The sequence below is a fragment of the Bradyrhizobium sp. HKCCYLRH3061 genome (genome assembly GCF_051168015.1).
GTDB lineage: Bacteria > Pseudomonadota > Alphaproteobacteria > Rhizobiales > Xanthobacteraceae > Bradyrhizobium.
The window spans coordinates 231111-244915 of the sequence record NZ_JBNPUE010000003.1 but is presented as its reverse complement, the minus strand read 5'-3'; the positions used below and the strand labels follow the sequence as shown (position 1 = coordinate 244915).

Genomic DNA, 13805 nt, shown 5'->3' with positions numbered 1-13805 from the left:
CGCGTGCGGTCGGATCCGCTGGCGCAGACGACCGCTACGGCAGATCGACGCCCCGCGCCGGCACCGGCTCCAGCTGGCCCTGACGCTGCAGCGCGCGGCCACGCCAGATCGAGCCGGCGAGCAGCACCACGCCGGCGCCGATCAGCGACATCAGCGTCTCCATGACATCGACATGGCTCGCGAGAGTGGTCTTGCCGGCGAGCAGCGCCGAGGTCGCCTCGATGTTGATGACGACGGTGCCGTCGAGCAGATGGTGCAGCATCGGCTCGATCGCGGGATCGGTCGCGATCACCTCGCCGGCCACCCAGCCGAGCAGCATCGCGCCGAGCCAGACCAGCAGCGGGAAGCGATCGAGCACCAGCATGATCAGCGCGGCACCCGCGATGATCAGCGGGATGCTCATGGCGAGGCCGATGATCAGCAGCGACGCCTGGCCGTTCGCGGCCGCAGCCACCGCGATCACGTTGTCGAGGCTCATCACGAGGTCGGCGAGCGCGACAATGCGGACCGCATGCCACAGCGTCGTGCCGGCGGCGATCTCGTCGTTCTCGTCTTCGGGCACCAGCAGCTTGGCAGCGATCACGAGCAGCGCCAGCCCACCGACCAGCTTCAGGTACGGCAACGCCATCAGGGTGGCGACGATGCCGGTAAAGGCGATGCGCAGCGCGACGGCAATGCCGGAGCCGGCGACCATGCCCCAAAAGCGATGCTTGCCGTGCAGGCCGCGGCAGGCGAGCGCGATGACCAGCGCATTGTCGCCCGACAACAGCACGTTGATCCAGACGATCTTGCCGAGCGCGAGCCAGAAGCCCGGGCTCTGCAGGTCGGCCTCGAATTGAGCGAGCATGTGGCCGAAGCTGGCGGAATCGGCGAGTTGCGATAGCCAGTTCACGGCCGGGCCTTTCAGACAAGTTCAGCGTAGAACACGACGGTCGTGCGGCGGAGGGCGCCCTCCGCCGCACGAGGATCGATCAACCGACGATCTCGTTGCCGGAGAAGAACTGCGCGATCTCGATCGCAGCCGTTTCGGCCGCGTCGGAACCGTGCACCGAGTTCTCGCCGATCGACTTCGCATGCAGCTTGCGGATGGTGCCGTCGGCCGCCTTCGACGGATCGGTGGCGCCCATCACGTCGCGGTACTTCAGGATGGCGCCCTCGCCCTCGAGCACCTGGACCACGACCGGCCCGGAGATCATGAAATCGACCAGTTCGCCGAAGAACGGCCGCGCCTTGTGCACGGCATAGAAGGTCTCGGCCTGATCGCGCGTCATGCGGATGCGCTTCTGGGCCACGATGCGCAGGCCGGCCTTCTCGATCAGCGCGTTGATCGCGCCGGTGAGATTACGCTCGGTCGCGTCGGGCTTGATGATCGAAAAGGTGCGCTCAATCGCCATGATGTCGTCCTTGGAGGTGCGGGATTTGGGTGAGTTGCGGGCTTATATCGACGCGATCGGCCGACGGCAAGCGACCGGGACCCTGCCGGAGGCGGGACGCCTTACGACAATTTCACGATTCTGAACATAGTCTGAAGGGTCCGTGCCACCCGTGTTCAGCTCAGGGGCCTTAAGGTCGTGGCTATCGGGCGGGGACGAGCCAGCAGCACGACCGGTGGCCGCCCTCTCCCAGCCTCATCCGTCGGACAATTTCGGCGCCACCAGCGCTGTCATCCAGGAGACGATCATGTTGCGCAAACTCTCCCTCATCGCGGCGGCCGCAATTGCCCTCGGCGCAGCCGCCCTCGCCCCGACCGCCGCCTCGGCTCATTGGCACGGCGGCTGGCATGGGGGCGGTTGGCACGGCGGCTATGGCGGATGGCACCGTCCGTTCTACGGCCCGCGCTTCTTCGTCGGCGGCCCGGTCTACAGCTACGGCTATGGCGGCTGCTACGTGCGCCGCGTGGTTCCGACCCCGTGGGGACCGCGCTGGCGGTTGATCAACCGCTGCTATTGATACGAGCCTCGGCGCGGCACCCGCCCCCCGCCGCACCGAACTCGCATTGCCCCGGCGTCTCCCCCACGCCGGGGCTTTTTTTGTGCACTTTCAACCTCATTTCGGGGTATTCCGGTCGGGAGCCGGAAACAAATCGAGCGGCCACGACTTGTTACAGCATCGTCCTGCAACTGCCCGTGGAATACCGTCATGTCTGGCCGCACCGCCGATTTCAGCGACGCGCTCGATCGCAAGACCAGCCGGTCGATCTGCGAGGCCGTCGGCGAGCGCCTGCAACGCAGCCTGCCGCCGGACGGCTCTCACCTGCCAGCTCCCCTCGCGGAGCTGATGAACGAATTGCGCAAGCGCGACGAGGCCGGGACGAGCCGATCCGGCCGCTGAGACGCGACAAAGCGGTTGCCTTTGGCCGCGCGCGCGGTGACAAGGCGCGCATGCTTTCCATCACCGACATCTCCATCCGCCTCGCCGGACGGCTTCTCATCGACCAGAGCTCGGTGCAGATTCCGCCCGGCGCCCGCGTCGGACTGGTCGGCCGCAACGGCACCGGCAAGTCGACCCTGTTCAAGGCGATCCGCGGCGAACTGTCGCTGGAGACCGGCAGCATCAGCGTGCCACCGCGGTGGCGCATCGGCAGCCTGGCCCAGGAAGCCCCGAGCGGGCCCGAAAGCCTGATCGAGGTGGTTCTCCGGGCCGACCTCGAGCGGCACGCGCTGCTGCACGAGGCCGAGACGGCCCATGACGCAGACCGTATCGCCGAGATCCAGACCCGCCTCGTCGACATCGACGCGCATTCGGCGCCAGCGCGCGCGGCCGCGATTCTCAGCGGCCTCGGATTTTCCGCCACGGACCAGGCGCGGGCCTGCGCCGAATTCTCCGGCGGCTGGCGCATGCGGGTTGCGCTGGCGGCCACGCTGTTCGCCGCGCCAGACCTGCTCCTGCTGGACGAGCCGACCAACTATCTCGACCTCGAGGGCACGCTGTGGCTCGAGGATCACCTGGCACACTATCCGCGCACGGTGATCGTGATCAGCCATGACCGCGATCTCCTGGAGACCTCCGTCGACCAGATCCTGCATCTCGACCGTTGCAAGCTGACGCTATATCGCGGCAGCTACTCCTCCTACGAAGAACAGCGCGCCACGCGCGAGATGCTCGATGCCAAGGCGGTCAAGCGCCAGGAAGCGGAGCGTGCGCGGCTGCAGGCCTTTGTCGAGCGCTTCAAGGCCAAGGCCTCGAAGGCGCGCCAGGCGCAGTCCCGCGTCAAGATGCTGGAGCGGATGAAGCCCATCACCGCGCTCGTCACCCAGGACGTGCACGAGATCACGTTCCCCGCACCGGAGCGACTGCTGTCGCCGCCGATCATCGCGGTCGACAACGCTTCCGTCGGTTACGACCCCGCGCAACCAGTGCTCAACCGCGTCACCTTGCGCATCGACAATGACGACCGCGTCGCGTTGCTCGGCGCCAACGGCAATGGCAAGTCCACGCTGGTGAAGCTGCTCGCCGGCCGGCTCGCACCGTTCTCCGGCAAGGTCACGCGCGCCGACAAGCTGTCGATCGCCTATTTCGCCCAGCACCAGCTCGATGAGCTGGACGAGACCGGATCGCCGTATAGTCACGTGCGCAAGCTGATGGGCGATGCGCCGGAATCGAAGGTGCGCGCGCGCGCCGGCGCGATCGGGTTTTCCGGCAAGGCGGCGGACACGCTGGTGAAGAGCCTGTCGGGCGGCGAGAAGGCGCGGCTGCTGCTCGGGCTCGCGACCTTCTTCGGCCCGAACATGATCATCCTGGACGAGCCGACCAACCATCTCGACATCGACAGTCGCGCCGCGCTCGCCGAGGCGATCAACGAATTTCCCGGCGCGGTGATCATGGTGTCGCACGACCGCTATCTGATCGAGGCCTGCGCCGACCGCCTCTGGGTGGTCGCCGACCGCACCGTGAAGACCTATGATGGCGACCTCGATGACTACAGGCGCATGGTCCTGTCGACGCGCAGCGCGCCGGCCCGCGACAACGAGCGCTCTCAGGCCGTCGAGAAGACCGAGCGGCCCCGCAGCGACAACAAGCGCAGCGGGCTGAAGCAGAAGATTGCTGCAGCCGAGGCCGAGATCGCCCGGATCACCGAGATCATCGCCAAGATCGACAGCGCGCTGTCGCTGCCGGACATCTTCACACGCGACCCGAAGCAGGCCGCGCAATTGTCGAAGGCGCGCGCCAATGCCGCCGACGCGCTGGCGCGCGCCGAGGAGCAATGGCTGGAGGCCAGCACGCTGTATGACGAGGCAGGGAGCTGAAGCGCACGAGCCTCGCATCGGGGCATTCGGCGGAAAGTCGCAGACAACTCGGCTTTCGCAGAATACCCTCGCGCTCAGCGGCTCGCGCGGATGAATGCATGGTCGGCGCGAGCGGCCGGATCAGTTGGTCCGCTGAAACAGGTCCGCACCCGGCAGGTTGCCGAGATCGCCGTTGGGCTGAATGTAGAAGAGATTCCAATTCGTCCGGAGTAGATTGCCGCCGACCTGGCCTCTCCACCGCGTGATCGAATTGCACTGAGCAAATGTCACGACCAGCATGACGGCGCTGCCGGCCGATCTGCCGGATACCGGATAGGGAATGCCCTGGCACGCAAATCCTGGCGCGTTGTTGGTGAATTGTCCTCGCACCTGTCCATCGGTGACTGACCAGATCTCGAGCACCGAGCCTCGTTGATTTGTCCATCTCGACGGCGCCGGCAGGACGTCGGCACGCGCAGCAATCGACGAAACTACGACAATCATCGCTGCAAAAAGATACTTGCTGAAGAACCACTTCATGGCGCGCCTCGCTATGCCCGGAGCTGGAGGTAGCAATGATGCCTACATACATCCATAAGCTGGAAAGCGCCATTGTGGCGGGTTCAAAATTGCTCTACTTTCGGTAGACAACGTTGATGTTGAGGTTCGATTGAAGCGATTTCAGGAGGACGAAACATGAACAAGCAGCTCTACGCTCGACTTGACGGCCTGCTCTACGACGTCTGTGTCAAGGCGGGTCAGAAGGTGCAGACCGGTGAGGTCCTCTACGTCATCGAGGCGGCCAAATCACAGCTGTCGGTGAAAGCTCCCTATTCCGGGACAATCAGTCAGGTCCGGCGCGGTGCGGGCGAGACGTTGAGCGCGACCGATGTCGTCATGGAGTTGGATGCGGAGGACGCAGCGGCCTGATCAGTCGCTCAAGTCCGGGGTTCGCTGCAGACGGATCGGCGAGGACGCGCCGTTGTAGACCGTCGCTCGAGCCAGCACGCGCTCGGCCTCTACGGGCGGCCAGGATTTTTCGATCTTGGGTCGTTTCCTGTCGAAGGCGCATTGCAGCTCCTCCGGCAGGTCGGACCAGAAGGGCACGAAGGACAACACGATCAAGGCGCGGTCTTCGCTCGAATTGTTGGCATGGGATGCATGCAGAAGCCTGCCGTCGCGAACGATCAGATCCCCCCTCCGAACGGTCACATCGACTTCGTCGTGGCGTGTGGAAACCAGCACGTCGTCGACAGGCAGAATCCGATCGGGATGCGTCGGCCGGTCCTTGATCAAGGCATTGAGATCGTTCTTGCGCCGATGGCTGCCGGGAAGCACGCGCAAGCATCCGTTCGCGGCGCTCGTATCGGTCAAGTAGTACATGAAGTAGAGAATTGGAGGCGTGGCGGCGTAGCTCGCAGCGCTCGACCAGCCCCACCAATCCTGGTGCCAGTGCAGCCTCGGACATCCGGCCGGCTTGGAGATCAGGAAGCCGGCAAAAAAGCGTGCATCCCGGTATCCGGCGCGCTCCAACAGTTCATACTGTGCATCGAACAGAATGATCGGCGCGAAATCGGCCGACGAGCCAACTGAGACAACGGATCCGAGATGAGGCTCCGCGATCGCCTCACGACCGGCTCGCGACTTGATTCGATCGCCGGCCTCGAGCAACTCGCGAGGAAGAAAACCACGGCGCACCGCATACCCGGCCTCCTCCAACTCGCGACGGAGGCCGGTGATTTGCATGGCCGCCTCCTCCGTCAGGTCGCCCGCTTCTTCGCCTTGGGCTTCGCCACCTTCGGCGCCGGTCCCGGGTCGGGCGCGCGCTCGACCGAGGTCAGGCGACCGGAGCTGAACGTGTAGACGCCGGCGCGTGCGCCGCGCAGCCAGGTCACGGTGGCCACGCGCTCGCCGCCATTGCTCGAGATGTTGACGTTGTCGGGTGCACCGATGCCGCGCACCACGTCGCATTCGGTATGGCCGAGCGCAACGGTGCCGCCGACAGCCGGCGCGGCCGTGGCGGGATCATTCGCCAGCGCGTTCGCGCCCGCAGCACCGGCCGCAGGCGCCATGCCCGGGCATGCGCCTTCGGCGCTCACAAGATCCTCAGCGGAGACCGGCTTGTCCGGCGTCAGCGGCGGCGCATCGATCGAGATGTTTTTGATGAACAGGCGCTGCGGCCGGTTGAACCACTCGGCGTCCTTGGACAGGAAATCGGGCGTGCTCGAGCATCCGGCGACGACCGGGGCAAGCACAAGGAACGCCAGAGCGCGCGTCAGCTGTTTGGTGTGGTCTCGCACGATGAACCTTGCTGAATTGCAACCTGTGGACACTCTAACGTGTTGTCCCAACATCACTTTGCGGCACGTTCGTGGCTTTGCCAACGCTCTGCCGGCAAATCGGCAGATTATCATTAATCACGCGGCGCTGCCATCATCGGCGCTTCACGGGCTTCCGTATCATTGCCGGCGCTGCCAGCGCCCCCGTTCATCCGCCTGCCAGTAGGTGACCTCGAATCCCCGCGATTTGCAATCGGTCCACGCCGATCTCGCAGCCGCGAGCGCGTCCGCATCATCGCCGTTGAACACGAGCACCATGCGCTCGTAGCTGTGCGAGTCCGCTGGCAGCGGCGCGTTATCCACCAGGAATCGTACGTTCGCGCGGTTGGGATTGCCTTCTTCCACCGCGAGCACGATCGGCTGGTCGGCCACATCGGCCACCCGCCAGGTGGCGTGCGGCAGAAACGAATCGTCGCGATAGGTCCACAGATGCGCATCGAGCGCATCCGCACGCTCTTCGGACGTCGACTGCACCACGACGCGCCAACCGCGCTCGAGCGACTTCTCGAGCAGTGGCGGCAGCACGCCTTCCAGGGTCATGTTCTGCAGATGGTAGAACAGGACTTCAGTCATCGCCCGACGTCACGCCTTGGCGCCGGATTTGGCTTCAGCCTTTTCAGCCTTGGAGTCGGATTTGGATTCGTAGGAATCCCACACCAGCCGATCGAGCAGCCGGACGCCGTAGCCCGATCCCCAGCTCCGGTTGATCTCCGATTTCGGCGCGCCCATCGCGGTGCCGGCGATATCGAGATGCGCCCACGGCGTGTCGTTGACGAAGCGCTGCAGGAATTGCGCGGCGGTGATCGAGCCGCCATGGCGTCCGCCGGTATTCTTCATGTCGGCGAACTGCGAATCGATCAGCTTGTCGTATTCGTGGCCGAGCGGCATCCGCCACACCTTCTCACCCGTCTCCTGCCCCGCCTTGAGCAGCTTGTCGGCGAGATCATCATTGTTGGTGAAGAGACCGGCATGCTCGGTGCCCAGCGCGACCATGATCGCGCCGGTCAGGGTCGCCAGGTCGATCATGAATTTCGGCTTGAACTTGGTCGCGACGTACCAGAGCACGTCGGCGAGCACGAGGCGGCCCTCCGCATCGGTGTTGATGATCTCGATGGTCTGACCCGACATCGAGGTCACGATGTCGCCCGGACGCTGGGCGTTGCCGTCCGGCATGTTCTCGACGAGGCCGATCGCGCCGATCACGTTGGCCTTGGCCTTGCGGGCGGCGAGCGCATGCATCAGGCCGACCACGCAGGCCGCGCCGCCCATGTCGCCCTTCATGTCCTCCATCGAGCCGGCCGGCTTGATCGAGATGCCGCCGGTGTCGAAGCACACGCCTTTGCCGATGAACGCGACCGGCTGCTCGCCGCGCTTGCCGCCATTGTAGTGCATCACGACGGTGCGGCTCGGCCGTGCCGAGCCCTGGCCGACGCCGAGCAGCGCGCCCATCCCGAGTTTCTTCATCGCGGGCACGTCGAGGATCTCGACGGTGACGCCGAGCTTGCGCAAGGCGGCAGCGCGCTTGGCGAACTCCTCCGGGTAGAGCACGTTCGGCGGCTCGTTGACGAGATCGCGCGCCAGGATCACCCCGTCGGTCACGTGGGATCGCGGCGCGAAAGCCTTCTTGGCCGCCGCGACGTCCGGCACGGCGATCGAGACATTGGCGCTGACGGCGCCTTCCTCGTCCTTCTTCTTGGTCTTGTAACGGTCGAACCGATAGGCCCGCAGCCGAATGCCGGCGGCCAGCGAGCTGACCTGATCCGGCAACAGCGGTCCCGAAGGCAGCTCGGCGAGCACCGTCACCGCTTCAGTTCCGGCGTTCAGCTTTCCGGCTAAAGTCCCGCCGTATTTGAGGAAATCCTTGTCCTTGAGGTCCGAGCCCTTGCCGATGCCGATGACGATCAAGCGCTGAATCTTGATTCCCTCTGGAGCCAGCAGGTCCAGCACCGCGCCATCCTCGCCCTTGAACCGGGCCGCACCGGCCGCGCGCTTGACGAGGTCCGAGGCTCCCCCGAGCGCCTTCTCGGTCGCGACTCCAAGTCGCAGGGTGTCATCGCAGAACGCCACCACGATGCCACGCGGGGCGGTCGACAGCGGGACGAAGCCGACCTTGACGGCGTCGGACATCAAGCAATCCTCCAATTTCGACGTGATGAGCCGCCACGTCCGACCGAAAACCTCAACGGCCAGACCAGGATGGCGGCAGTTCGGAACCCAACTTGGCAGCAGTATGACCTGCCGGGACCGGGGCTGCCAAGGGTCGCGTGGCGGCCCAGTCACAATGATGAAATTTTAACCGTATTTTCGTGGCGCCATGCCACAGCCATTTTGTCGACGGATCAAAGGGATGGTAGAGATATTCACCGCCTTCGGAACGTGACGGCGACAGCAGCCTTGGGGGCCCGTTGCGAGGGTTGGCTGCGGCGCTCGTTCCGGAACAGATGACTGGGGATCGAGCGCAGACGATGGGGTCCATCGACAGGTATATCTTTCGCACGACGCTGGCGTCGTTCGCGTTGGTCCTGGTCAGCCTCACCGGCGTGATCTGGATTACGCAGGCGCTGCGCGGCATCGACCTGATGACCAGCCAGGGCCAGACGATCCTGACCTTCCTTGGCATCACCGGCCTCGTGATTCCCTCCCTGCTCGGCGTCATCGCGCCGATCGCGCTGATGATCGCGGTCTCGCACACGCTGAACAAGCTTGCGACCGATTCGGAGATCATCGTCATGAACGCGGCCGGCATGTCGCCGATCCGGCTGTTCGTGCCGTTCGCCTATGCCACCTGCGCGGTGGCCGTGCTGGTGACGCTGATCGCCGCCTTCTTCGCCCCCGACGGCCTGCGCCGGATCAAGCAGTGGGATGCCGAGATCACCGCCGACGTGCTCGCCAACATCCTGCAGCCCGGGCGGTTCGCGCAGCTCGACCAGAACCTCACCATCCGGATCCGCGAGCGCCAGCCGGGCGGCGAGTTGTCCGGAATCCTGATCGACGACCGCCGCGACCCCAAGGAGCGAATCACGATCATCGCCGAGAAGGGCACCGTGGTGAAGAATGCCGATGGGTCATTCCTGGTGCTCGAGGACGGCAATCTGGAACGCTTCGAGCTCGGCAAGCGCGAGCCGGCGATGGTCGCGTTCGCCCGCTACGCCTTCGACATGTCGAAGTTTTCGAACCAGGGCCGCGACGTCACGCTCGGCATTCGCGAGCGCTATCTGTGGGAGTTGATGGCGCCCGCCGAGAACGATCCGATCTACAAGCAGATCCCCGGACAGTTCCGCCAGGAATTGCACGACCGCTTCCTGGCGCCGATCTATCCGTTCGCCTTCGCGGCCCTCACCTTCGCATTCCTGGGCGCGCCGCGGACGACACGCCAGAGCCGCAACTTCTCGTTCGGCAGCGCCATTCTCGCCGTGTTCGGCGTGCGCATGGCGGGCTTCGCCTGCTCGGTCATGACCGTGAAGACGCCGATGGCGGCGCTGGTGCAGTACCTCATGCTGTTCGGCGTGCTCGGCCTCAGCATCTGGATCATCATCGGCGGCGTGGTGGTCGAGCCGCCGGCGCGGCTGATGGAAGCCATCAACCGCTCGAATGCGCGGATCGCGCGGCTGTTCGGAAGGCCGGCCACCGCATGAGCATGGTCACCAACACGCTCGGGCGCTATTTCGCCGGCCGCTTCCTGGTCTCGGCGGTCGGCGTGTTCGCGAGCATCTTCATCCTGCTCGTGCTCGTCGACTACATCGAGATGGTGCGCAAGACCTCCGGGCTTGCCTCCGCCTCGGCGCTGATGGTGGCGGAGACGTCGCTGTTCCGGGTGCCGCAATTGCTCGAGAAGATGATGCCGTTCTGCGTTCTGATCGGCGCCATGACCTGCTATCTCGCGCTGTCGCGCCGACTCGAACTCGTGGTGGCGCGCGCAGCCGGGGTCTCCGCCTGGCAGTTCATCGCGCCGGCGCTGGCAAGCGCCATCGTGCTCGGGCTGATGGCCACGACCCTCTACAACCCGATGTCGGCCAATCTGCGCGAGCTCTCCAAGCGCATGGAGGCCGAGCTGTTCGGCGCAGCCCCGGGCGGCGGCGTGCAGGACGCGGCCGGCTTCTGGCTCAACCAGATCAACCCCGACGGCTCGGTCATCATCAATGCCGCGCGCAGCGAGCAGCAGGGCGTCCGCCTGACCGGACTGACCCTGTTCCGTTTTGATACGGACAAGCACTTCAAGGAGCGAATCGAAGCGCGCGAGGCGACCCTGGAAGAAGGCCGGTGGGTCTTCCGGTCGGTGCGCCGATTCTCCCTCGATGCGCCGCCGGTCGATGAACCGACGTACATTCTTCCGACCAGCCTGACGCCGGCGCAGGTCCGAAACAGCTTCTCCACCCCCGAAACTGTGTCGTTTTGGCAACTGCCGACATACATCCGTTCGTCGGAGAGCTCAGGCTTCGCGACCGCGGGGTACCGACTGCAGTATCATAAGCTGATCGCGCAGCCGTTTTTGCTGGCTGCGATGGTCATGCTGGCTGCGTCCGTGTCGCTCAGGTTCTTCCGAATGGGTGGCGTACAGAAAATGGTTTTGAGTGGCGTGGGCGCCGGGTTTCTGCTCTACGTTCTGTCGAAAGTAACTGAAGATTTGAGCAAGGCTGAGTTGATGAATCCGATCGCTGCGGCGTGGCTGCCGGTGTTCGTCGGCGGCCTCACCGGTTTCATGGCTTTGCTCTACCAGGAGGACGGCTAGTGTCGTTCGTTGCCGTCCGTCAGACAGCGCTCGCCGCGCTTCGGCAGCATGCCGTTGCGCGCGCCGGTTGCGCGCGCGTGCGTCGCGCCGGGTCTGGCGTACTTGGATTCGTTCTGGCCTGCGGGCTCGGCCTGATGGTTGCTGCTGCGACCGCGGTCGTGGCGCCGACCCCTGCCGTCGCGCAGGGCTTCACCTACAATCCGCGCCCGCCCAAGGCGCCGCCGCCGCGCGTCGCCAACGACAACCAGATGCTGGTGCAGGCGACCGAGGTCGATTACGACTACAACAACTCGCGCGTGTCGGCGGTCGGCAACGTCCAGCTGTTCTACAACGGCACCTCGGTCGAGGCCGACCGGGTGATCTACGACCAGAAGACCAAGCGCCTGCATGCGGAAGGCAACATCCGCATGACCGACGCCGACGGCAAGATCACCTACGCCAACAGCCTCGATCTGTCGGACGACTATCGCGACGGCTTCGTCGATTCGCTGCGCGTCGAGACCGAGGACCAGACGCGGATGGCGGCGACCCGCGCCGACCGCTCCAAGGGCAATTACACCGTCTTCGAGAACGGCGTGTACACCGCCTGCGCGCCGTGCAAGGACGATCCGAAGAAGCCGCCGCTGTGGCAGGTCAAGGGTGCGCGCATCATCCACGACCAGACCGAGAAGATGCTGTATTTCGAGAACGCCCAGCTCGAATTCTTCGGCGTTCCCCTGGCGTACATTCCCTATTTCTCGACGCCCGATCCGACCGTGAAGCGCAAGAGCGGCTTCCTGATGCCCGGCGTCACCCAGACCGGCGGCTACGGCTTCGGCGTCGACATCCCGTATTACTGGGCGATCGCGCCGGATTACGACGCGACCTTCACGCCACGCATCACCTCCAAGCAGGGCGTGCTGCTGCAGACCGAGTTCCGCCAGCGCCTCAGCAACGGCAGCTATCAGGTGCGCCTGTACGGCATCGATCAGCTCGACCGCAAGGCCTTCGCCGGCCAGCCGGGCGACCGCCAGTTCCGCGGCGGCGTCGACACCAAAGGCCAGTTCGCGCTCAACGACAAATGGGTCTGGGGCTGGGACGGCATCCTGCTGTCCGACTACATGTTCCTGTCGGATTACCGGCTGGCGCAGTATCGCGATCCGTTCAACTCGTTCATGAGCCTCCCGACCGAGGCGATCTCGCAGCTTTACTTGACCGGCGTCGGCAGCCGCAGCTTCTTCGACGTCCGGGCGATCCACTATCTGAGCTTCTCGGGCAACCAGCAGACCGTGCCGGTGGTCTATCCGGTGCTGGATTACTCGAACGTGCTGAACTATCCCGTGTTCGGCGGCGAGTTCAGCTACAAGACCAACTTCGTCAATCTGAGCCGCCAGACGGCCGTGTTCGACCCGATCACGACCACGGCCAACACCGCCGGGCTGTGCACGACGGTGTCTGCCGATCCGCGGGCGCGCCTGCCCACCCAGTGCCTGCTGCGCGCCACGCCCGGCACCTACACCCGCCTGACCGCGCAGGCGGAGTGGCGGCGGTCGTTCACGGATCCCTACGGCCAGATCTGGACGCCGTTCGCGATCCTGCGCGCAGACGCGATCAACGCCAACGTCTCGAACCAGCCGGGCGTGGGCAACTTCCTGCAGACCGGGGACACCCAGGCGCTGCGCCTGATGCCGACGGTCGGCCTGGAATATCGCTATCCGTTCATCAACGTTCAGCCATGGGGCACGACGACGATCGAGCCGATCGCGCAAGTGATCATCCGGCCGAACGAGACCTATGCCGGCCGGCTGCCGAACGAGGACGCCCAGAGCATGGTGTTCGACGCCAGCAACCTGTTCAGCGTCGACAAGTTCTCCGGCTATGACCGCGTCGAGGGCGGCGGCCGCGCCAATGTCGGTGTCCAGGCCACCACGCAGTTCGACCGCGGCGGCACCATCAACGTGCTGTTCGGCCAGTCCTACCACCTGTTCGGGATGAACTCGTTCGCGGTGCAGGACGCCAACAACACCGCGATCGGTTCCGGCCTGGACAAGAACGCCTCGGACTACGTGGCGCGCGTCGACTATTCGCCGAACCGCACCTACACGTTCAGCATGCGCAGCCGGTTCGACCAGCAGACCCTGAACATCCAGCGCTTCGAGGCGGAAGCCAAGGCGAACTTCGATCGTTGGTCGGTGGCCCTGACCTACGGCAACTATGCCGCCGATCCGGCGCTCGGCTACCTCGACCGTCGCGAGGGCATCCTCGGCAGCGGCTCGGTCAAGGTGGCGCCGAACTGGGTCGTCACGGGTGCGGCGCGCTGGGATCTGGCAGCCAACAAGATCAACCAGTATGTGATCGGCGCCGGCTATGTGGACGATTGTTTCGTGCTGGCCGCCAACTATGTAACGTCGTATAATTATACGGCGGGCACCACTCCCCCCGTTCTGAGCCATGCCTATATGCTCCAGATCGGACTCCGGACGCTGGCCAATTCCTCGTCCACGGGAACCGGGGCTGGGGGCCTGCAGTAGC

14 protein-coding genes are annotated in these 13805 nt (G+C 65.0%); 7 read left to right on the top strand and 7 right to left on the bottom strand.

From position 1 onward, the window contains the following. Positions 1-34: 34 nt before the first annotated feature. Together ACQR2C_RS07880 and ndk are read right to left on the bottom strand one after the other, a co-directional pair. Positions 35-892 carry a TerC family protein gene (locus ACQR2C_RS07880; RefSeq protein ID WP_315800281.1) on the bottom strand — a complete coding sequence of 286 codons (858 nt, stop codon included), beginning with the start codon at positions 890-892 and terminating at the stop codon, positions 35-37. A 79-nt stretch (positions 893-971) separates the two neighbouring features. Continuing rightward, on the bottom strand, positions 972-1394 hold the full coding sequence (gene ndk / locus ACQR2C_RS07875; RefSeq protein ID WP_315712380.1) for a nucleoside-diphosphate kinase: 423 nt from the start codon (positions 1392-1394) through the stop codon (positions 972-974). 286 nt (positions 1395-1680) lie between these two features. Here ndk and ACQR2C_RS07870 point away from each other — a divergent pair, with 286 nt between their 5' ends. The 3 genes from ACQR2C_RS07870 to ACQR2C_RS07860 all read left to right on the top strand — a co-directional run bounded on the left by ACQR2C_RS07870 (position 1681) and on the right by ACQR2C_RS07860 (position 4247). Next, positions 1681-1950 (top strand): sulfur globule protein precursor, encoded by a 270-nt coding sequence (locus ACQR2C_RS07870; protein ID WP_315800444.1) that lies wholly within the window; start codon positions 1681-1683, stop codon positions 1948-1950. Between the two features lie 189 nt (positions 1951-2139). Then, positions 2140-2331 (top strand): hypothetical protein, encoded by a 192-nt coding sequence (locus tag ACQR2C_RS07865; RefSeq protein ID WP_315800282.1) that lies wholly within the window; start codon positions 2140-2142, stop codon positions 2329-2331. Between the two features lie 50 nt (positions 2332-2381). Then, complete coding sequence (locus tag ACQR2C_RS07860) at positions 2382-4247, top strand: ABC-F family ATP-binding cassette domain-containing protein (RefSeq protein WP_434872683.1); 1866 nt, start codon at positions 2382-2384, stop codon at positions 4245-4247. A 120-nt stretch (positions 4248-4367) separates the two neighbouring features. Here ACQR2C_RS07860 and ACQR2C_RS07855 read toward each other — a convergent pair whose 3' ends face one another. Then, positions 4368-4766, bottom strand: coding sequence for an avidin/streptavidin family protein (locus ACQR2C_RS07855; RefSeq protein ID WP_315800284.1), 399 nt, complete (start codon positions 4764-4766; stop codon positions 4368-4370). Between the two features lie 156 nt (positions 4767-4922). Between ACQR2C_RS07855 and ACQR2C_RS07850 the strand changes: the two genes are divergently transcribed. Then, positions 4923-5156: an acetyl-CoA carboxylase biotin carboxyl carrier protein subunit gene (locus ACQR2C_RS07850; RefSeq protein ID WP_315800285.1), complete on the top strand. Its 234-nt coding sequence runs from the start codon at positions 4923-4925 to the stop codon at positions 5154-5156. On the opposite strand, the gene ACQR2C_RS07845 is transcribed toward ACQR2C_RS07850, so the two are convergent. The 4 genes from ACQR2C_RS07845 to ACQR2C_RS07830 all read right to left on the bottom strand — a co-directional run bounded on the left by ACQR2C_RS07845 (position 5157) and on the right by ACQR2C_RS07830 (position 8692). Then, a complete protein-coding gene (locus tag ACQR2C_RS07845) occupies positions 5157-5972 on the bottom strand; it encodes a phytanoyl-CoA dioxygenase family protein (RefSeq protein WP_434880862.1) in 816 nt (271 codons plus the stop codon). Between the two features lie 14 nt (positions 5973-5986). Further along, a complete protein-coding gene (locus tag ACQR2C_RS07840; protein WP_315800445.1) occupies positions 5987-6481 on the bottom strand; it encodes a hypothetical protein in 495 nt (164 codons plus the stop codon). Positions 6482-6685: 204 nt separating this feature from the next. After that, positions 6686-7138 carry a DNA polymerase III subunit chi gene (locus ACQR2C_RS07835; protein WP_434848351.1) on the bottom strand — a complete coding sequence of 151 codons (453 nt, stop codon included), beginning with the start codon at positions 7136-7138 and terminating at the stop codon, positions 6686-6688. Between the two features lie 9 nt (positions 7139-7147). After that, entirely contained in the window at positions 7148-8692 is a 1545-nt protein-coding gene (locus tag ACQR2C_RS07830; protein ID WP_434880861.1) for a leucyl aminopeptidase, read from the bottom strand. A 338-nt stretch (positions 8693-9030) separates the two neighbouring features. Between ACQR2C_RS07830 and lptF the strand changes: the two genes are divergently transcribed. Genes lptF through ACQR2C_RS07815 form a run of 3 tightly spaced genes read left to right on the top strand, consistent with a single transcriptional unit; the run spans position 9031 to position 13804 of the window. After that, positions 9031-10200 carry an LPS export ABC transporter permease LptF gene (gene lptF, locus ACQR2C_RS07825; protein ID WP_315800289.1) on the top strand — a complete coding sequence of 390 codons (1170 nt, stop codon included), beginning with the start codon at positions 9031-9033 and terminating at the stop codon, positions 10198-10200. Continuing rightward, complete coding sequence (gene lptG, locus ACQR2C_RS07820; RefSeq protein ID WP_316180909.1) at positions 10197-11294, top strand: LPS export ABC transporter permease LptG; 1098 nt, start codon at positions 10197-10199, stop codon at positions 11292-11294. Before lptF ends, lptG begins: the two co-directional genes overlap by 4 nt. Next, positions 11294-13804, top strand: coding sequence for an LPS-assembly protein LptD (locus ACQR2C_RS07815; protein ID WP_434880860.1), 2511 nt, complete (start codon positions 11294-11296; stop codon positions 13802-13804). The genes lptG and ACQR2C_RS07815 overlap by 1 nt, the downstream gene beginning before the upstream one ends. Position 13805 lies beyond the last annotated feature (1 nt).

Coding starts and splice junctions, on each gene's coding strand:
- ACQR2C_RS07870 (WP_315800444.1), top strand. CDS start 1,681: ATGTTGCGCAAACTCTCCCTCATCGCGGCGGCCGCAATTGCCCTCGGC.
- ACQR2C_RS07845 (WP_434880862.1), bottom strand. CDS start 5,972: ATGCAAATCACCGGCCTCCGTCGCGAGTTGGAGGAGGCCGGGTATGCG.
- ACQR2C_RS07850 (WP_315800285.1), top strand. CDS start 4,923: ATGAACAAGCAGCTCTACGCTCGACTTGACGGCCTGCTCTACGACGTC.
- ndk (WP_315712380.1), bottom strand. CDS start 1,394: ATGGCGATTGAGCGCACCTTTTCGATCATCAAGCCCGACGCGACCGAG.
- ACQR2C_RS07865 (WP_315800282.1), top strand. CDS start 2,140: ATGTCTGGCCGCACCGCCGATTTCAGCGACGCGCTCGATCGCAAGACC.
- ACQR2C_RS07835 (WP_434848351.1), bottom strand. CDS start 7,138: ATGACTGAAGTCCTGTTCTACCATCTGCAGAACATGACCCTGGAAGGC.
- lptF (WP_315800289.1), top strand. CDS start 9,031: ATGGGGTCCATCGACAGGTATATCTTTCGCACGACGCTGGCGTCGTTC.
- ACQR2C_RS07860 (WP_434872683.1), top strand. CDS start 2,382: ATGCTTTCCATCACCGACATCTCCATCCGCCTCGCCGGACGGCTTCTC.
- lptG (WP_316180909.1), top strand. CDS start 10,197: ATGAGCATGGTCACCAACACGCTCGGGCGCTATTTCGCCGGCCGCTTC.
- ACQR2C_RS07830 (WP_434880861.1), bottom strand. CDS start 8,692: ATGTCCGACGCCGTCAAGGTCGGCTTCGTCCCGCTGTCGACCGCCCCG.
- ACQR2C_RS07855 (WP_315800284.1), bottom strand. CDS start 4,766: ATGAAGTGGTTCTTCAGCAAGTATCTTTTTGCAGCGATGATTGTCGTA.